The organism is Massilia sp. UYP34, assembly GCF_056279385.1.
Map to the genome: position 1 here is coordinate 109,588 of NZ_JBWBRF010000009.1, position 17,988 is coordinate 127,575.

At 65.9% G+C, this 17,988-nt stretch carries 15 protein-coding genes; 13 read left to right on the forward strand and 2 right to left on the reverse strand.

Going from position 1 to position 17,988, the window contains the following annotated elements:
• Window positions 1-106: 106 nt before the first annotated feature.
• From ACZ9AQ_RS15505 to ACZ9AQ_RS15535, 7 genes are all read left to right on the forward strand, one after another.
• Window positions 107-415 (forward strand): DUF485 domain-containing protein, encoded by a 309-nt coding sequence (locus ACZ9AQ_RS15505; protein WP_429204370.1) that lies wholly within the window; start codon window positions 107-109, stop codon window positions 413-415.
• A complete protein-coding gene (locus tag ACZ9AQ_RS15510; protein ID WP_429204452.1) occupies window positions 415-2,076 on the forward strand; it encodes a cation acetate symporter in 1,662 nt (553 codons plus the stop codon). The genes ACZ9AQ_RS15505 and ACZ9AQ_RS15510 overlap by 1 nt, the downstream gene beginning before the upstream one ends.
• A gap of 308 nt (window positions 2,077-2,384) precedes the next feature.
• Window positions 2,385-3,275, forward strand: a complete 891-nt coding sequence (gene prpB / locus ACZ9AQ_RS15515) for a methylisocitrate lyase (RefSeq protein WP_429204372.1) — start codon at window positions 2,385-2,387, stop codon at window positions 3,273-3,275.
• 15 nt (window positions 3,276-3,290) lie between these two features.
• Complete coding sequence (prpC, locus tag ACZ9AQ_RS15520) at window positions 3,291-4,451, forward strand: bifunctional 2-methylcitrate synthase/citrate synthase (protein ID WP_429204374.1); 1,161 nt, start codon at window positions 3,291-3,293, stop codon at window positions 4,449-4,451.
• An 11-nt stretch (window positions 4,452-4,462) separates the two neighbouring features.
• A complete protein-coding gene (acnD, locus tag ACZ9AQ_RS15525) occupies window positions 4,463-7,081 on the forward strand; it encodes a Fe/S-dependent 2-methylisocitrate dehydratase AcnD (RefSeq protein WP_429204375.1) in 2,619 nt (872 codons plus the stop codon).
• A 113-nt stretch (window positions 7,082-7,194) separates the two neighbouring features.
• Window positions 7,195-8,385: a 2-methylaconitate cis-trans isomerase PrpF gene (gene prpF, locus ACZ9AQ_RS15530; protein ID WP_429204377.1), complete on the forward strand. Its 1,191-nt coding sequence runs from the start codon at window positions 7,195-7,197 to the stop codon at window positions 8,383-8,385.
• A 141-nt stretch (window positions 8,386-8,526) separates the two neighbouring features.
• A complete protein-coding gene (locus tag ACZ9AQ_RS15535) occupies window positions 8,527-11,133 on the forward strand; it encodes a bifunctional diguanylate cyclase/phosphodiesterase (RefSeq protein ID WP_429204378.1) in 2,607 nt (868 codons plus the stop codon).
• An 81-nt stretch (window positions 11,134-11,214) separates the two neighbouring features.
• Here ACZ9AQ_RS15535 and xth read toward each other — a convergent pair whose 3' ends face one another.
• Window positions 11,215-11,982: an exodeoxyribonuclease III gene (xth, locus tag ACZ9AQ_RS15540; protein WP_429204379.1), complete on the reverse strand. Its 768-nt coding sequence runs from the start codon at window positions 11,980-11,982 to the stop codon at window positions 11,215-11,217.
• Between the two features lie 458 nt (window positions 11,983-12,440).
• Here xth and ACZ9AQ_RS15545 point away from each other — a divergent pair, with 458 nt between their 5' ends.
• The 3 genes from ACZ9AQ_RS15545 (at window position 12,441) to ACZ9AQ_RS15555 (ending at window position 13,528) form a co-directional block, all read left to right on the forward strand.
• The gene (locus tag ACZ9AQ_RS15545) at window positions 12,441-12,785 is read left to right on the forward strand and encodes a phiTE_015 family protein (protein WP_429204381.1); all 345 of its coding nucleotides are present in this window, start codon (window positions 12,441-12,443) and stop codon (window positions 12,783-12,785) included.
• A 15-nt stretch (window positions 12,786-12,800) separates the two neighbouring features.
• On the forward strand, window positions 12,801-13,001 hold the full coding sequence (locus ACZ9AQ_RS15550; protein ID WP_429204453.1) for a DUF1653 domain-containing protein: 201 nt from the start codon (window positions 12,801-12,803) through the stop codon (window positions 12,999-13,001).
• Window positions 13,002-13,141: 140 nt separating this feature from the next.
• Window positions 13,142-13,528, forward strand: coding sequence for a hypothetical protein (locus ACZ9AQ_RS15555; protein WP_429204382.1), 387 nt, complete (start codon window positions 13,142-13,144; stop codon window positions 13,526-13,528).
• Window positions 13,529-13,602: 74 nt separating this feature from the next.
• Here the strand turns inward: ACZ9AQ_RS15555 and ACZ9AQ_RS15560 are convergent, their stop codons facing one another.
• The gene (locus ACZ9AQ_RS15560) at window positions 13,603-15,096 is read right to left on the reverse strand and encodes a leucyl aminopeptidase (RefSeq protein WP_429204383.1); all 1,494 of its coding nucleotides are present in this window, start codon (window positions 15,094-15,096) and stop codon (window positions 13,603-13,605) included.
• Window positions 15,097-15,160: 64 nt separating this feature from the next.
• Between ACZ9AQ_RS15560 and lptF the strand changes: the two genes are divergently transcribed.
• From lptF to ACZ9AQ_RS15575, 3 genes are read left to right on the forward strand one after another with little or no spacing between them, the layout of a single operon-like run.
• The gene (gene lptF, locus ACZ9AQ_RS15565) at window positions 15,161-16,318 is read left to right on the forward strand and encodes an LPS export ABC transporter permease LptF (protein WP_429204384.1); all 1,158 of its coding nucleotides are present in this window, start codon (window positions 15,161-15,163) and stop codon (window positions 16,316-16,318) included.
• Window positions 16,315-17,499 (forward strand): LPS export ABC transporter permease LptG, encoded by a 1,185-nt coding sequence (lptG, locus tag ACZ9AQ_RS15570; RefSeq protein ID WP_429204385.1) that lies wholly within the window; start codon window positions 16,315-16,317, stop codon window positions 17,497-17,499. Before lptF ends, lptG begins: the two co-directional genes overlap by 4 nt.
• The gene (locus tag ACZ9AQ_RS15575; protein WP_429204386.1) at window positions 17,499-17,882 is read left to right on the forward strand and encodes a sirohydrochlorin chelatase; all 384 of its coding nucleotides are present in this window, start codon (window positions 17,499-17,501) and stop codon (window positions 17,880-17,882) included. The genes lptG and ACZ9AQ_RS15575 overlap by 1 nt, the downstream gene beginning before the upstream one ends.
• Window positions 17,883-17,988 lie beyond the last annotated feature (106 nt).

Consider the following 17,988-nt stretch of genomic DNA (forward strand, 5'->3'; position numbering starts at 1 on the left):
GAAAGCGAACGGTCATTTACTTCCATGCCGTAAGAATCCGGTAAGGGGCCAGCCGTAGGATGGGTCTCAGCCGAAAAGGCAATACCAGAAAAATCAGGAGACAAAAGTGGACCAAGATATCGTACAAAGGGTCAAGAGCGACCCGAATTACCTCAAGCTCAAAGAAACCCGTTCCCGGTTCGGCTGGACGCTGACCTGGGCCATGATGATCGTGTACTACGGCTTCACGCTGCTGGTCGCCTTCAACAAGGAGTTCATGGGTTCCCGCATCGGTGAAGGCGTCATGACCTGGGGCATTCCCCTGGGCCTGTTCGTCATCGTGTTCACCATCGTCATCACCGGCATCTACGTGCGCCGCGCCAACCGCGAATACGACGAACTGAGCGACGCCATCAAAGCGAAAGTGGGTGCATGATGATGAAACGCTTCCATACCGCAGCCGCTCTGGCTCTCCTTGCCGTCGCCGGCATCGCCCAGGCCGCCCCGGACCTCGGCCAGGGCGTCAAGCAAGCCACCAACTGGACCGCCATCATCATGTTCGGCGTGTTCGTGCTGGGCACCCTGTACATCACCAAATGGGCCGCCGGCAAGACCCGCTCGGCATCCGACTTCTACACCGCCGGCGGCGGCATCACGGGCTTCCAGAACGGCCTCGCGATCGCGGGCGACTTCATGTCGGCCGCGTCCTTCCTGGGCATTTCCGCCGCCGTGTTCCTGGACGGCTTCGATGGCCTGATCTATGCGATCGGCTTCCTGGTCGGCTGGCCCGTCATCACCTTCCTGATGGCCGAGCGCCTGCGCAACCTGGGCCGCTACACCTTCGCCGACGTGGCCTCGTACCGCTTCGCCCAGAAGCCGATCCGCGTGTTCGCGGCGTCCGGCACCCTGGTCGTGGTGGCCTTCTACCTGATCGCGCAGATGGTCGGCGCCGGCCAGCTGATCAAGCTGCTGTTCGGCCTGGACTACTGGATCGCGGTGGTGCTGGTCGGCATGCTGATGATGGTCTACGTGCTGTTCGGCGGCATGACCGCCACCACCTGGGTGCAGATCATCAAGGCCGTGCTGCTGCTGTCGGGCGCCTCGTTCATGGCGTTCTCGGTGCTGGCCCATTATAACTTCAGCCCGTCGCTGCTGTTCCAGACCGCCACCGAGCTGCACGCCAAGGGCGACGCGATCATGGGCCCGGGCAGCTTCATCAAGGATCCGATTTCCGCGATCTCGTTCGGCATGGCGCTGATGTTCGGCACCGCCGGCCTGCCGCACATCCTGATGCGCTTCTTCACCGTCCCGAGCGCCAAGGAAGCGCGCAAGTCGGTGCTGTGGGCCACCACCTGGATCGGCTACTTCTACATCCTGACCTTCATCATCGGCTTCGGCGCGATCGTGCTGGTGGGCACCAACCCGGCCTTCAAGGATGCTGCCGGCGCACTGCTGGGCGGCAACAACATGGCAGCGGTCCACCTGGCGCAAGCCGTGGGCGGCGACGTCTTCCTGGGCTTCATCTCGGCCGTGGCCTTCGCGACCATCCTGGCGGTGGTGGCCGGCCTGACCCTGTCGGGCGCCTCGGCGGTCTCGCACGACCTGTACGCCACCGTGTTCAAGAAGGGCCAGGCAACCAGCGCCAACGAGCTGAAGGTGTCGAAGATCACCACCCTCTGCCTCGGCGTCATCGCCGTGCTGCTCGGCATCGCGTTCGAGAAGCAGAACGTCGCCTTCATGGTGTCGCTGGCCTTCGCGATCGCCGCCTCGGCCAACTTCCCGGTGCTGTTCATGTCGGTGCTGTGGAAAGACTGCACCACCCGCGGCGCGACCGTGGGCGGGTTCCTGGGCCTGACGACCGCGGTCGTGCTGACGGTGCTGTCGAAGTCGGTCTGGGTCGACGTGCTGGGCAATAGCGCAGCGATCTTCCCGTACGCTTCGCCGGCGATCTTCTCGATGTCGGTGGGCTTCTTCGGTATCTGGCTGTTCTCGATCACCGACAAGGGTCCGCGTGCCCGCATCGACCGCGCCGGCTTCGAGGCGCAGGAAGTGCGCGCCGAGACCGGTATCGGAGCGGCGGGTGCGTCGGGACACTGAACGCAGCGCAGCATGAGGTAACGAGGGCGGCCTGCGGGCCGCCTTTTTCATTGTGCGCCCGGTCGCTGGAATCAATGGGTGCGCTTACGGGGCTCAAGCGCGGGAAGGCCCGTGTTTCAATTTCACATCGGCGTTTCAATTTGAAACGAATGCACAGGCGGCACGGAGCGCGGCCGCCATTCTCTTCATGATGGGCAGGTCAAGTCATTGATTTCACAGTAAAAACTCAGTCAATGGCCATCCTGTTGTCGCTGGCACGCCGCTTGCATATCTAGTGGCGACATCGACTGAACCAGAAAGGACACAGCATGGCCTCCATCTCCGCCGGCGCAGCATTTCGCAGGGCAATCCAGGAAGAATCCCCGTTGCAAGTGGTTGGCGCGATCAATGCCAACCACGCCTTGCTGGCCAAGCGCGCCGGCTTCAAGGCGCTCTATTTGTCGGGCGGCGGCGTGGCGGCGGGTTCGCTGGGCTTGCCCGATCTCGGGATCTCGAACCTGGACGACGTCCTGATCGACGTGCGCCGCATCACCGACGTGTGCGACCTGCCGCTGCTGGTCGACGTCGACACGGGGTTTGGCGCATCGGCCTTCAACGTCGCGCGTACCGTGCGCACCCTGGCCAAGGCCGGCGCCGCCGCCTGCCACATCGAAGACCAGGTCGGCGCCAAGCGCTGCGGCCACCGTCCGGGCAAGGAAATCGTCAGCAAGGACGAGATGGTCGACCGCATCAAGGCCGCCGCCGACGCACGCCCGTACGACGAGTTCGTGATCATGGCGCGCACCGATGCGCTGGCAGTGGAGGGCCTGGACGCCGCCATCGAGCGCGCCGTGGCCTGCGTGGAAGCCGGCGCCGACATGATCTTCCCCGAGGCGATGACGAGCCTCGAGATGTATAAACGGTTCGCGGATGCGGTCAAGGTGCCGGTGCTGGCCAACATCACCGAGTTCGGCGCGACTCCGCTGTTTACCGTCGACGAGCTCAAGGGCGCGGGCGTCGGCCTGGTGCTGTATCCGCTGTCGGCCTTCCGCGCCATGAACAAGGCGGCCGAGAACGTGTACAGCGCGATCCGGCGCGACGGCACCCAGCAGAACGTGCTCGACACCATGCAGACGCGCGCCGAACTGTACGACCGCATCGACTACCATCGTTATGAACAGAAGCTCGACGCGCTGTTCGCCCAGAACAACGCCAAGTAATCAGGAGACCAGGACATGAGCGCCATCAGCAACGAGACCCCGACCTTCAAGCCGAAGAAATCCGTGGCCCTGTCCGGCGTCGCCGCCGGCAATACCGCGCTGTGCTCGGTCGGCAAATCGGGCAATGACCTGCACTACCGCGGCTACGACATCCTGGACGTGGCCGACGCCTGCGAATTCGAGGAGATCGCCTACCTGCTGGTGCACGGCAAGCTGCCGAACGAGGCCGAGCTGCGTGGCTACAAGGCGAAGCTGCGTTCGCTGCGCGGCCTGCCGCAGGCGGTGAAAAGCGCGCTCGAGGCGCTGCCGGCCGGCGCCCACCCGATGGACGTGATGCGCACCGGCGTGTCGGTCCTGGGCTGCGCCTTGCCCGAGAAGGACGACCACAATCTCGCCGGCGCGCGCGACATCGCCGACCGCCTGATGGCCTCGTTCGGCTCGATGCTGCTGTACTGGTACCACTACAGCCACGCCGGCCGCCGCATCGAGGTGGAAACCGACGACGATTCGATCGGCGGCCACTTCCTGCACCTGCTGCACGGCTTCAAGCCGAGCCCGTCCTGGGTCCAGGCGATGCACACCTCGCTGATCCTGTACGCCGAGCACGAATTCAATGCGTCGACGTTCACCGCCCGCGTGATCGCCGGCACCGGTTCGGACATGCACTCGGCCATCACCGGCGCCATCGGCGCACTGCGCGGTCCGAAGCATGGCGGCGCCAACGAAGTGGCGCTCGACATCCAGAAGCGGTACGAAAACGCCGACGAAGCCGAAGCCGACATCCGCAACCGCGTGGCCAACAAGGAAGTCGTGATCGGCTTCGGCCACCCGGTGTACACGATCTCGGACCCGCGCAACAAGGTGATCAAGGAAGTGGCGCGCTCGCTGTCGCTCGAAGCCGGCTCGATGAAGATGTTCGACATCGCCGAGCGCCTCGAATCGGTCATGTGGGAAGTCAAGAAGATGTTCCCGAACCTGGACTGGTTCTCGGCCGTGTCGTACCACATGATGGGCGTGCCCACCGCCATGTTCACGCCGCTGTTCGTCATCGCGCGCACCTCGGGCTGGGCCGCCCACGTCATCGAGCAGCGCATCGACAACAAGATCATCCGCCCGAGCGCGAACTACGTCGGCCCCGAAGACCTGGCGTTCGTGCCGCTGGCCGAGCGCAAATAAAGAGGTTTGTCATGAATGCGAATCACCTGAAACCGCTGCCCGGCACCGACCTGGAATACTTCGACACGCGCGCCGCGGTTGACGCCATCGAACCCGGCGCCTACGACGGCTTGCCCTACACCTCGCGCGTGCTGGCCGAGAACCTCGTGCGCCGCTGCGATCCAGCCCTCCTGAACCAGGCGCTGGGGCAGATCATCGAACGCAAGCGCGAGCGCGACTTCCCCTGGTATCCGGCGCGCGTGGTCTGCCACGACATCCTGGGCCAGACCGCGCTGGTCGACCTGGCTGGCCTGCGCGACGCCATCGCGGCGCAAGGCGGCGACCCGGCCCTGGTCAATCCGGTGGTGCCGACCCAGCTGGTGGTCGACCACTCGCTGGCCGTCGAATGCGGCGGCTTCGACCCGGACGCGTTCGCCAAGAACCGCGCGATCGAGGATCGCCGCAACGAAGACCGCTTCCATTTCATCGACTGGACCAAGCGAGCGTTCCAGAACGTCGACGTGATCCCGCCCGGTAATGGCATCCTGCACCAGATCAACCTGGAACGCATGTCGCCCGTGATCCAGGTGGAAGGGCGCGTGGCCTATCCGGACACGCTGGTCGGCACCGACTCGCACACGCCGATGGTCGACGCGCTGGGCGTGATCGCGATCGGCGTCGGCGGGCTGGAAGCCGAGAGCGTGATGCTCGGCCGCGCCTCGTACATGCGCCTGCCCGACATCGTCGGCGTCGAACTGACCGGCAAACCCGGTCCCGGCATCACCGCCACCGACACCGTGCTGGCGCTGACCGAGTTCCTGCGCCAGTCGAAGGTCGTATCGACCTACCTCGAGTTTTATGGCGAAGGAGCCTCCGCGCTGACCCTGGGCGACCGCGCCACGATCTCGAACATGGCGCCGGAATTCGGCGCCACCGCCGCGATGTTCTACATCGACGAGCAGACCATCAAGTACCTGCGCCTGACCGGCCGCGAGGACGCGACCGTGCACCTGGTCGAAACCTATGCGAAACAGGCCGGCCTGTGGGCCGACAGCCTCGCCACTGCCCAGTACGAACGCACCTTGTCGTTCGACCTCTCCAGCGTGGTGCGCAATATCGCCGGGCCGTCGAACCCGCACAAGCGCGTGCCGACCTCGGAACTGGCGGCGCGCGGCATCGCCCACACGGCCGAGAACCGGGTGCAGGCCGAACCGGGCCTGATGCCCGACGGCGCCGTAATCATCGCGGCGATTACCAGCTGCACCAACACCAATAATCCGCGCAACATGATCGCCGCCGGCCTGTTGGCGCGCAACGCCAACCGCGCCGGCCTGCAGCGCAAACCCTGGGTGAAAAGTTCGCTGGCGCCGGGCTCGAAGGCGGTCGCCCTCTATCTGGACGAAGCCGGCCTCACGCCCGAGCTGGACAAGCTGGGCTTCGGCGTCGTGGCGTTCGCCTGCACCACCTGCAACGGCATGAGCGGCGCGCTCGACCCGACCATCCAGCAGGAGATCATCGAGCGTGACCTGTATGCGACCGCCGTCCTGTCGGGCAACCGCAACTTCGACGGCCGCATCCATCCCTATGCCAAGCAGGCGTTCCTGGCCTCGCCCCCGCTGGTGGTCGCGTATGCGATCGCCGGCACGATCCGCTTCGACATCGAGAAGGACGTGCTCGGACTGGACGCCACGGGCCGAGAGATCCGCCTGGCCGACCTGTGGCCGTCGGACGAAGAAATCGACGCCGTGGTCGCCGCCAGCGTCAAGCCCGACCAGTTCCGCAAGGTCTATACGCCGATGTTCGCGCGCGTCGTCGACGATGGCGCCGCGGTCAGCCCGCTGTACGACTGGCGTCCACACAGCACCTACATCCGCCGTCCGCCATACTGGGAAGGCGCGCTGGCGGGCGAGCGCAGCCTGCGCGGGATGCGTCCGCTGGCGGTCCTGGGCGACAACATCACCACCGACCACCTGTCGCCGTCGAACGCGATCCTGCTCGACTCGGCCGCCGGCGAATACCTGGCGAAGATGGGCCTGCCCGAAGAAGACTTCAATTCCTACGCCACCCACCGCGGCGACCACCTGACGGCGCAGCGCGCGACCTTCGCCAATCCGACGCTCAGGAACGAGATGGTGAAGGACGGCCTGGGCAACGTGATCGCCGGTTCGCTGGCGCGCATCGAGCCGTCCGGCGAGGTGACCCGCATGTGGGAAGCAATCGAGCATTACATGGAACGCAAGCAGCCGCTGATCGTGGTGGCCGGCGCCGACTATGGCCAGGGTTCGTCGCGCGACTGGGCGGCCAAGGGCGTGCGGCTGGCGGGCGTGGAAGCGATCGTGGCCGAGGGCTTCGAGCGCATCCACCGCACCAACCTGGTCGGCATGGGCGTGCTGCCGCTCGAGTTCAAGCCCGGCGAGAATCGCCTCACGCTCGGCATCGACGGCACCGAGACCTTCGACGTGACGGGCGAGCGCACGCCGCGCGCCGACCTGACGCTGGTGATCCATCGCAGCAACGGAGAACGGCGCGAGGTGACGGTGACCTGCCGCCTCGATACGGCCGAGGAAGTCGCCATCTATGAGGCGGGCGGGGTGCTGCAGCGCTTCGCGCAGGACTTCCTTGAATCGTCGGCGCCGAAGGCGGCTGCATAATAGATCGGGAGATCGCGAGATCGCGAGATCGCGTCGACGCGAACGTGAATTGGACGCCTCGGCGGCGAAGCTGCCGACGCGTCCAACCTGCTCCAACACACCACGGACACCGTATGCCTCACATCCCTCAAATCAAGATCCCGGCGACCTATATGCGCGGCGGCACCAGCAAGGGCGTGTTCTTCAAGCTCGACGACCTGCCCGAATCGACGCGCGTGCCCGGCGCCGCGCGCGACGCCCTGCTGCTGCGCGTGATCGGCAGCCCCGACCCCTACGCCAAGCAGATCGACGGCATGGGCGGCGCCACCTCCAGCACCAGCAAGGCCGTGATCGTCGAGCGCAGCGCCCGTCCCGAGCACGACATCGACTACCTGTTCGGCCAGGTGGCGATCGACAAGCCCTTCGTCGACTGGAGCGGCAACTGCGGCAACCTGTCGGCCGCGGTCGGGCCCTTCGCCATCGCCAACGGCCTGGTCGACCCGGCCCGGGTGCCGCGGGACGGCATCGCGGTCGTGCGCATCTGGCAGGCCAATATCGGCAAGACGATCGTCGCCCATGTGCCGATGACGGATGGACAGGTCCAGGAAACGGGCGACTTCGAACTCGATGGCGTGACCTTCCCGGCGGCCGAGGTGCAGCTCGAATTCATGGATCCGGCGGCCGAGGAGGAGGGCAGCGCCGGTGCGATGTTCCCGACCGGTAACCTGGTCGACGAACTGGACGTGCCCGGCGTCGGCACCCTGCGCGCGACCATGATCAATGCCGGCATCCCGACCATCTTCGTCGAGGCCAGTGCGCTCGGCTACGACGGCACCGAGCTGCAGGACGCGATCAATGGCGACGCGCGCGCGCTGGCCATGTTCGAGACCATCCGCGCCCATGGCGCGCTGCGCATGGGCCTGATCGAGCGCATCGAGGACGCCGGCAAGCGCCAGCACACACCGAAGGTCGCGTTCGTCGCGAAAGCGGCGGGCTACCTCTCGTCCAGCGGCAAGCAGGTGGCGCAGGGCGACGTCGATCTGCTGGTGCGCGCGCTCTCGATGGGCAAGCTGCACCATGCGATGATGGGGACGGCGGCGGTGGCGATCGGCGCCGCGGCGGCGGTTCCCGGCACCCTGGTCAACCTCGCGGCCGGCGGCGGCGAACGCAGCGCGGTGCGCTTCGGCCATCCGTCCGGCATCCTGCGCGTGGGCGCCGAGGCGGTCCGGCGCGACGGCGCCTGGACCGTCGGCAAGGCCATCATGAGCCGCAGCGCGCGGGTCTTGATGGAGGGGCGGATATGCGTGCCGGGTGACGCGTTCTGAAAACGCCGCGGCGGCGTCCGTACGGTGTCGCTTTCTTGCTGCAATGAGTGCAGCAGGCGGCCGTTCCGGGGTATCATGTTGCCCTAGTTTCCAGCCGGAAACTAAATGCAACCATGCGCCTAGCCGCGACAGCAACGACCGATGGATGGATTTTCGAACCTGCACTTAGTGGACGTTGCTGATGCCGGCGACGCCGATGCGGCGCTGACCGACCTTGCCGCGCTGCGGCGCATGGTGCGCGAGCAGCGCGCCGTGTTCGAGAACGCGCCGGTCGGCATCGCCGTCACCCAGCCCGACCAGATCCGCTCCTTCAACCCGCGCCTGGGCGAGATGTTCGGCTTTGGGCAGGACGAAGTCGGCAGCATCGCGCCGGCCGAGGTCTGCCTATCGCCCGAGGATTACGAGGGGCTGATGCGGGAAGCGTTCGCGGTGCTGGCCAAGGGCGGCCTGTTCGAAAAGAGCGAGCAGCAGTTCCGGCGCCGCGACGGCGCCATCTTCTGGGCGCGCCTGCGCGGCTGCGCGGTCGAGCCGGGCAACCGCGCCGCCGGCACCATCTGGATCGTCGAGGACGTGACCGAGGCGCGCCAGGCGATGAACGAGGTGCAGGCGATCATGACCAATGCCTCGATCGGCATCATGTTCACGCGCAACCGCGTGATCCGGCGCGCCAATCCCGCCTTCTGCCAGATGTTCGGCTATGCCGAGGACGAGCCGGTCGGACTGTCCACGCGCATGATCTACCCGGACGAAGCCGCCTATCGCCAGCTCGGCGCCGAGGCCTATCCGGAACTGGCCCAGGGCCGGCCGTTCACGACCTCGCGCACCCTGGTGCGCAAGTGCGGCACGCCGGCCTGGGTCCAGATGATCGGCTACCAGGTCAATGCGAAAGACCCCGACAAGGGCACGATCTGGATGCTCGAAGACCGCACCCGCGAGCGCAGCGACGAGCAATCGCTGCGCGAGGCGCTGATGGAAAACCGCGCCATCCTCGACAACGCGGTGCTGGGCATCGCCGTGGTCGAGGGCGGTCGCACCCTGCACTGCAACCGCAAGATGGAAGAACTGTTCGGCGCGCCGCCGGGCGGCATGGACGGCTTCGCGGTGCGCGCGCTGTATCCGGACGAGGCCAGCTGGGCAAGGGCGCGCGCGCTGTCCGGGCGCCAGTTCGCGCTCGGCCAGGCCCATATGGCCGAGCACGAGATGGTGCGGCGCGACGGCAGCCGCTTCTGGGCGCGCCTGTCGGGACGCCTGTTCGACCTGGCGCAGGCGGGCGGCAGGAGCGTGTGGCTGGTGGACGACGTCACCGCGCAGCGCGAGGCCGCCGACGCGATCCTGCGCGCGCGCGACGAACTCGAGGTGCGGGTGGCCGAGCGCACCGCCGAGCTGGCCGGCGCCAACGCCCTGCTGCAGGAAGAGATCAACGAGCGCCGCCAGGCCGAGGCGCGCGTGCACCACATGGCCTACCACGACAGCCTGACCGGTTTGCCCAACCGCGCCATGCTGTCCGAGCGGCTCGATGCGGCGATGCGCGTGGTGGTCTCGGGCGACGCGCCGCACCCGGGCGTGAAGCTGGCCCTGATGTTCATCGACCTCGACCGCTTCAAGAACATCAACGACACCCTCGGCCACATGGTCGGCGACCAGCTGCTGCGCGACGTCGCCCTGCGCCTGGTGACCGCGGTGCGGCCCCGCGACCTGGTGGCGCGCCTCGGCGGCGACGAGTTCGTGGTACTGATGCCGGACATCGCCGGCGCCGATGATGCCGCCGCGGTGGCCGACCGGATCATCGCCGCGCTGTCGGAGGCGTGCCAGATCGACGGCCACTGCCTGCACATCTCGCCGTCGATCGGGATCTGCCTGTATCCGGACGATGGGCTCGACGTCGAGACCTTGATGCGCCACGCCGACGCCGCGATGTACCAGGCCAAGGCGGCCGGCCGCAACAATTACCAGTTCTTCACCGAGCGCATGAACCTGGCGGCGGCGCGCCATTTCGAGCTCGAATCGAGCCTGCGCGGCGCGCTGGCGCGGGAGGAGTTCGTGCTGTATTTTCAGCCGATCGTGTGCACCGAAACGCGCCGTCCGAGCGCACTGGAGGTGCTGCTGCGCTGGCGCCGCGGCGGCGTGCTGGTGGGGCCGGACGAATTCATCCCGATCCTCGAAGAAAACGGCATGATCATGGAAGTCGGCGAGTGGGTGATCCGCAGCGCCTGCGTCCAGGTCATGCAGTGGCAACGCGAGGGGCTGGACGTGGTGCCGCTGGCGATCAATCTGTCGGCGCGCCAGTTCAAGCACCAGGGCCTGGTCGACTCGATCCGCGCCATCGTCGACGAGACGGGGATCGCGCCAGGCCTGGTGGAGTTCGAGATCACCGAGACCGCGCTGATGCAGCACGGCGGCCAGACGCTCGACATCCTGCGGCAGATCAATGCGATGGGGATGCGCCTGTCGATCGACGATTTCGGCACCGGCTATTCGAGCCTGGCCTACCTGAAGCGCTTCCCGGTACGCAAGATCAAGATCGACCGCGCCTTCGTGCGCGAGCTCGAGGTCAGCACCGAGGATCGCGCCATCGTGGCGGCGGTGATGGCGCTGGCGGGCAGCCTGCAATTGGCGGTGGTGGCCGAGGGCGTGGAGACGGAAGGGCAGTACGCATTGCTGCGCTCCTTCGGTTGCCAGTATGCGCAGGGCTATCTGTTCGCGCGGCCGCTGCCGGCGGAGCAGGTGGCAGGGTTGCTGGCAGGGTAGGGTGCAAGACGCGTCATCTGGTCCACCGGACCATGACTGCCCGCGTTCACCCGGCCTCTGAATCCCACTGCAGCGAGCAATTCAGTCAGCCAGCGTCGCCACCACCGGCGCGTGATCCGACGGCTGTTCCCACTTGCGCGTCTCGCGGTCGATATGGCAGGCGGTGCAGCGCTCGGCCAGGGACTTGGACAGCAGGATGTGGTCGATGCGCAGGCCGCGGTTGCGGCGGAACGCCATCTGGCGGTAGTCCCACCAGCTGTATTGCTTCTCGGGCTGCTCGAACAGGCGGAACGCGTCCGCGAGGCCGAGCGCCATCAGCGCCTGCAGCGCCGCGCGCTCGGGCAGCGAAAAGTGAATGCGGCCTTCCCATTCGGCCGGGTCATGCACGTCGCGCGCTTCGGGCGCGATATTGTAGTCGCCCAGGATCGCGAACTGCGCGTGCGCAGCCATTTCGGCCGCCACCCAGGTGCGCAGCGCGTCCAGCCAGGCCAGCTTGTACGTATATTTGTCGGAACCGACTTCCTGCCCGTTCGGCACATAGGCGCAGATGAAGCGCACGCCCCCGATCGTGGCCGCCAGCAGGCGCTGCTGGGCGTCTTCGTAATGCGGGTTGTTCCTGACCACGTCCTCGATCGGGTGCTTCGACAGGATGGCGACGCCGTTATAGGTCTTCTGGCCCGAGAACGCGACCTGGTAGCCGGCGGCGTTCAGTTCGGCCAGGGGGAATTTGTCATCCGTGAGCTTGGTCTCCTGGATGCAGAGTACGTCGACCGGATTGGCCTGCAACCATTGCAGCAGGTGTGGGAGTCGGACTTTCAGCGAGTTAACATTCCAGGTAACTATTTTCATTGTTCTATATGTGTCATGGTAAAGTGTTGGCCGTAACATACTGTCGTGCGGCCAAGTTGCTTGCCAACGAGCTATTATCACTGACTTTGCGACGCTCCATCGGCTGGCCGTCCATTCCCGCAGGGAAAATGCAGGCAACGCGCTTGGTGATGTCGCAACAGGTGATAATAAAATTGATTAACAGATTGCCAAAGAGTATTGCTCTACCGCCCGGTCGGCGTTATAACAAGATCAGGGCGGAGTTTGATACAAATGAACTCGGCAGTGTGAGTTTGTTGCTTTTCGGTAATATTAAAATTGCGTATGGGCAACTTCCATTGTACCATTAGCGTGTCGTGAAGCAGGTTTGGCCGGACCACACAGTTGTCCAAGGCCATCGACACGCGGTAGTGGTACTATTGTGAAATATTCGGTTTCACGAGTTAATAATCCGAACGCAGATTTGAAAAAGGACAGAAATGCGCAGTGCATTTGAAGCGTGGGCCCAGCGTGAGGGCCACATCGTTCGCCGCCGCGAAGACAAGCCCGAGGAATACCTCGTTTTTGAAACCCAGCGCCGTTGGGTGATCTGGCAGGCAGCGTTGGCGCATGGCGCCAAGGCCGCCGCCGATGCCCCGTCGAAGTTCGCCAAGGACGGCGAGCAGAAGCCGGCGATCGCCCAGGACGAGGCAGCCGTGCGCAATCGCGTGCTGAACGAAGTGCTGGACGCGTTCAGCGAGCTGGACGAAACCGCCGGCATGGAAGGCGTGCTCAAGGTCATCCAGGGCCTGAAGAAAAAGAAGGCCGAGACCGAGAAGGTCTGACCCGTCCGCATGCCGATGCGTTACCGCCATTACAAGGGCGGCATCTACGAGCTGGTGTGCGAAGCAGTGCTGGAAGCCGATCACACACCGGTGGTCGTCTATCGCGGCCAGGATGGCGTCGTGTGGGTACGGCCCCACGACGCCTTCTTCGGGGAAGTAGCGGTCGCCGGCAAGACCCTGCCGCGCTTTACCCTGCTCGACGCGACGCCCGCGTGAGCGCAGCGCGCAGGGCTTCAGTATCGGCGCGCTGCTGCCGTTAATGAGGCATCTGCCTCTCGATGCTCGCCATGCCGTTATCATTTCTCCCGTTTGCCGTCGCCGCTCTCGCCTCCCTCGCCCTGGGCGGATGCGCGACCATGTCCGATTCTCCCGTGCAGCAGCTCGAGGTGCGCGCCGTGCTCGACTATCGCGAGATCGGCGGGGTGGGTTGCATCCTCAGCAATGACGTCGGCCGCTGGTACATGATCGCGCCCGGGCGCGTGACCGTCACCCGCAGCAGCCAGCCGATGTCGGTCAGCTGCAAGAAGGGGGCGGCCGCCAGCGCCGCCGAAGTCGTCCAGGCCAGGCTCGACACCGGCAACCTGATGGGCAACCTGGTCACCAGCGCCGGGCTCGGCTACTTCGTCGACCGTCATTCGGGCGCCGGCTATGGTTATCCGGCCATCCTGACCGTCGTGATGCAGCCGGCCGCGCCGCCGCCCGAGACGGCGGGGGCGAATCCGCTCGAGACGCGGGTCTTCTGAGCCACCGAATGAGAACAGCCCCGCATGCGGGGCTGTTCTCGTTGCGGCGCATCAGGCGGCAGTCACGCGCGCGGTCACACCCGGTTCATCAGGAAAGTCGTCAACAGCGGCACCGGACGGCCGGTCGCGCCCTTGTTCGCGCCCGATTTCCAGGCGGTGCCGGCGATGTCCAGGTGGGCCCAGGTGTACTTGCGGGTAAAGTTCTCCAGGAAGCAGGCCGCGGTGATCGAGGCCGCGCCCGGGGTGCCGATATTGGCCAGGTCGGCGAAGTTCGACTTGAGCTGGTCGTTGTAGACCTCGCCCAGCGGGAAGCGCCAGGCGACGTCGCCGGTCTGTTTGCCGGCGTCCAGCAGCTCGGTCGCGAGCTGGTCGTGGGCAGCTTCGTCGCGCGTGAACAGGCCGCTGGTGTGGTGGCCCAGGGCCACGATGCAGGCGCCGGTCAGGGTCGCGACGTCGACCACGGCGGCCGGCTTGAAGCGCTCGGCGTAGGTCAGGGCGTCGCACAGGATCAGGCGGCCCTCGGCGTCGGTATTCAGGATCTCGATGGTGGTGCCGTTCATCGCGGTGACGATGTCGCCGGGCTTACTGGCGCGGCCCGATGGCATGTTCTCGCAGGCGGCAACGATGGCGACCACGTTGAGCTTCAGGCCCATCTCGCCGATGGCGCGGAAGGTGCCCAGCACCGAGCCGGCGCCGCACATATCGTATTTCATCTCGTCCATGCCGGGGCCGGGCTTGAGCGAGATGCCGCCGGAGTCGAAGGTGATGCCCTTGCCGACCAGGACCACCGGCGCATCCTTCGGCTTGCCGCCGTTGTGCTTGAGGACGATGAACTTCGGCGGCTCGTCGCTGCCCTTGGCCACCGACAGGAAGCTGCCCATCTTGAGCGCTTCGAGCTGCTTGCGTTCCAGGACTTCGATGTCGAAGCCATAGTCGTCGGCCAGCTTGCGCGCGGTATTGGCAAGGAAGGTCGGGGTGCAGACGTTCGGCGACAGGTTGCCCAGCTCCTTGGTCAGGTTCATGCCGTTGGCGATGGCCGCGGCCTGGGTCAGCGTTGCCTTGTCCAGGCCGGCGGCTGGTGCGGCGACGACGATCTTGCGCACGCCGGCGATGACTGGATCCTTCTTGCTCTTTTGCGCGTCGGTACGGAATTCCACTTCGCTGGCGCCGATCACCAGGGCGCGCAGCGCCCAGTTTGCGTCGCGCTCTTTCACGCTGTCGAGCGGGAGTGCGATAATGGCATCCGCCGCGCCCAGGGTGGAGAACACCTTCAGTGCGGCGCCGACGCCGGCGGCGAAGCTTTTTTCGCTGGCGACTTCATCGGCGCCGAGACCGACCAGCAGCACGCGCGCAGCCGCCACGCCGGCCACGCCGCGCAGCAGCAGGGTCGAACCCGGCTTGCCGCTGATGTCGCCCGACTTGAGCGCCGCGCTGATGTCGCCGTTCACATCGAGCGCCTTTGCCGCAGCCGACAGTTTCTTGTTCTCGTACACCGCAACCGCGATGCAGCCGGATTTCGCAGCGGCCAGGGTGTTTTTTGTGTCGAATGCTTTTATGCTAAAGTCCATTTGGTTCTCCGTTTCGATATGTGGCGGCGGACTGCCTAATCTGCAATTATAACTACTCTATTGAATGATCTTTCGACGTTCCCTGCAACGTGAACTGGCGAGCGCCGCGGGCGCTACTTTCACGGTGCTGTTTTCGATCCTCGTCACCTGGACCCTGATCGCCATCCTGGGCCGGGCCGCGGGCGGCAAGGTGGCATCCGGCGACGTGCTGGCGCTGATCGTCTTCCGCAGCGCCGAGCTCTTGCCGATCATCCTGATCCTGACGTCCTTCATCGCGGTGGTCGCGACCATCACGCGCAGCTACCGCGATTCCGAGATGGTGGTCTGGTTCGCCTCGGGTCAATCCCTGCTCGGATGGATTCGTCCGGTGCTGACCCTGGGCCTGCCGATGGTGGCCCTGGTCGGCGCGCTGTCCTTCGTCGTCACGCCCTGGGCCAAGATGAAGAGCGCCGAATTCGTCGAGCGCTTCCAGAAGCGCGAAGACCTGCAGCGGGTGGCGCCGGGCCAGTTCCGCGAGTCCAGCTCGAGCGACCGCGTGTTCTTCGTCGAACGCAGCGCCGAGGGTTCGACCGTGGTGCAGAACGTGTTCGTCGGCGGCGTCGACGGCGACAGCCACTCGGTGGTGGTGGCCAAGCAGGGCGTGATCGAATCGGACGGCAAGGGCGGCCAGTTCCTGGTGCTCAGCAATGGTCGCCGCTATGAGGGCGTGCCGGGCCAGGCCGATTTCCAGACCATGGAATTCGAGCGCTACAGCATGCGCGTGGCGACCCAGGCGCCGATGATCGGCGCCGACGTGCCGGTATCGGCGCTGTCCACGCCGGCGCTCCTGATCGCGCCCAACCGGTTTACCCAGGCCGAGCTGCTGGCCCGTATCGCGGCGCCGCTCACCTGCCTTGTCCTGATGCTGCTGGCGATCCCGCTCGGTTTCGTCAATCCGCGCGCGGGTTCGTCGGCCAACCTGATCGTCGCGCTGCTGATCTTCTTCACCTATAACAACCTGGTGCGCCTGTCCGAAGCCAGCGTCAAGCAGGGCAAGCTCGCCTTCGCCATGGGCTGGTGGCCATTGCACCTCACGGCGCTGCTGGTGGTGGTGGGGCTGTTCGCGTGGCGCCTGAACGTGAACCACCGCTATCATCCGCTGGTCCTGATCAGCGCCTTCAAGCGCCGCCGCGTCCTGAAGAAGTCGCCTGCCGCCAGGCGCGAGGAGGCGCGCGCAGAATGAAAATCCTCCAACGCTATTTCGCCGTCAATATTATCCAGGCAGTGGCCTTCGTGCTGGCCGCCTTCCTGGCCCTGGTCGCCTTCATGGACCTGACCAGCATCCTGCCGTCGGTCGGCAAGAACGACTTCGGCATGCAGCACGCCTTGTTGTACGTGTTGCTGCTGGTGCCGGGCAATGTGTATCAGGTGATGCCGGTGGCCGCCCTGATCGGCACCATCTATACCATGGCGCAATTTGCCTCGAGCTCCGAATTCACCATCATGCGCGCCTCTTCGATGTCGACCCGCCAGGCCGTCATGATGCTGTTCAAGATCGGCGCGGTGTTCGTCCTGATCGCCTTCGTGTTCGGCGAACTGATCACGCCGCGCACGGCGCCGATCGCCGAGCGCATGCGCCTGACCGCCAAGGGCGGCTCGGTGTCGGCCGAATTCCGGTCGGGCATGTGGACCAAGGACAGCGTGCACGCGGACGGTGTGCGCGGCAACGTCACCGGCTCGCGCTTCTTCAACGTGCGCCGCATTGCGGCCGACGGCCAGCTCGAAGACGTGCGCCTCTACGAATTCGACAACAATATGCGCATGCGCTCGGTGGTCACGGCGGCGCGCGGCACCTATGGCGGCAACAATACCTGGCGTCTTTCCGACGTTACCGAGACCATGTTCACCAATAGCCGCGAGCTGCCGGCGCCTGGATCAAAGGTCCCGGACGGGCAGACCATCCAGAGCACCTATGGCCAGGAAACGGCCTCGGTCTCGACCCGCAAGCTCGACAGCTACGTGCTCGCTTCCGAGATCACACCCAAGATCCTGTCGGTGTCCCGCTCCGACCCCGAACGCATGTCGGCCGCCGAACTGGCCGTCTATACGCGCCACCTGGCTGAAAACCGGCAAGAGACCGAACGCTTCAAGGTCGCGTTCTGGAAGAAGGTCGTCGACCCGTTCTCGATCTTCGTGCTGATGGCGCTGGCGCTGCCGTTCGCCTACCTGCACACGCGCAGCGGCGGCGTCAGCCTCAAGATCTTCATCGGCATCATGATCGGGGTGAGCTTCCTGCTCATCAATTCACTGTTTTCGCACCTGGGCGTGCTGACCATCCTGCCGGCTTTCCTGACGGCGGTGGCGCCCAGCCTGCTGTTCCTGCTGATGGCGCTCGGGGCGCTGTGGTGGGTGGAAAGGCACTGATGAGTAATCCAACGCAACGCGGCCTGGTCCTGTTTGCCCACGGCGCGCGCGCCGCCAGCTGGGCCGCGCCGTTCGAGCGCCTGCGCGACGCCACGCAGGCGCAGGCGCCGCACGCCCAGGTGGCGCTGGCCTTCCTGGAACTGATGACGCCGAACCTGCCGGACACGGTGGCGGCGATGGTCGCGCGCGGCATCGCGCAGATCACCGTGGTGCCGGTATTCCTGGGGCAGGGCGGCCACTTGCTGCGCGATCTGCCGGCCCTGTGCGACACCATCCGCGCCGCGCATCCCGGCCTGAAGCTGAACGTGGTCGGGGCAATCGGCGAGGACCCGGGCGTGCAGCGCGCCATGACCGATTATTGCGTGGCCGCGGCCGCCGACTGATTGCCCGCGGCGGCCGTCGGCCGCGCGACGGGCGTCATGCAGCATGTGCCGCGAGGCGCGTCCGTTCCGGGGCGATGCGGGACGCGATCGTGTTCGCGCCGTGGGG

Excerpts from the sequence above, each read along its gene's own strand:
- prpF (WP_429204377.1), top strand. The coding sequence starts at position 7,195 with ATGCCTCACATCCCTCAAATCAAGATCCCGGCGACCTATATGCGCGGC.
- ACZ9AQ_RS15545 (WP_429204381.1), top strand. The coding sequence starts at position 12,441 with ATGCGCAGTGCATTTGAAGCGTGGGCCCAGCGTGAGGGCCACATCGTT.
- lptG (WP_429204385.1), top strand. The coding sequence starts at position 16,315 with ATGAAAATCCTCCAACGCTATTTCGCCGTCAATATTATCCAGGCAGTG.
- ACZ9AQ_RS15555 (WP_429204382.1), top strand. The coding sequence starts at position 13,142 with ATGTCCGATTCTCCCGTGCAGCAGCTCGAGGTGCGCGCCGTGCTCGAC.
- ACZ9AQ_RS15575 (WP_429204386.1), top strand. The coding sequence starts at position 17,499 with ATGAGTAATCCAACGCAACGCGGCCTGGTCCTGTTTGCCCACGGCGCG.
- acnD (WP_429204375.1), top strand. The coding sequence starts at position 4,463 with ATGAATGCGAATCACCTGAAACCGCTGCCCGGCACCGACCTGGAATAC.
- ACZ9AQ_RS15535 (WP_429204378.1), top strand. The coding sequence starts at position 8,527 with ATGGATGGATTTTCGAACCTGCACTTAGTGGACGTTGCTGATGCCGGC.
- ACZ9AQ_RS15550 (WP_429204453.1), top strand. The coding sequence starts at position 12,801 with ATGCGTTACCGCCATTACAAGGGCGGCATCTACGAGCTGGTGTGCGAA.
- ACZ9AQ_RS15560 (WP_429204383.1), bottom strand. The coding sequence starts at position 15,096 with ATGGACTTTAGCATAAAAGCATTCGACACAAAAAACACCCTGGCCGCT.
- lptF (WP_429204384.1), top strand. The coding sequence starts at position 15,161 with ATGATCTTTCGACGTTCCCTGCAACGTGAACTGGCGAGCGCCGCGGGC.
- prpB (WP_429204372.1), top strand. The coding sequence starts at position 2,385 with ATGGCCTCCATCTCCGCCGGCGCAGCATTTCGCAGGGCAATCCAGGAA.
- prpC (WP_429204374.1), top strand. The coding sequence starts at position 3,291 with ATGAGCGCCATCAGCAACGAGACCCCGACCTTCAAGCCGAAGAAATCC.
- xth (WP_429204379.1), bottom strand. The coding sequence starts at position 11,982 with ATGAAAATAGTTACCTGGAATGTTAACTCGCTGAAAGTCCGACTCCCA.
- ACZ9AQ_RS15510 (WP_429204452.1), top strand. The coding sequence starts at position 415 with ATGATGAAACGCTTCCATACCGCAGCCGCTCTGGCTCTCCTTGCCGTC.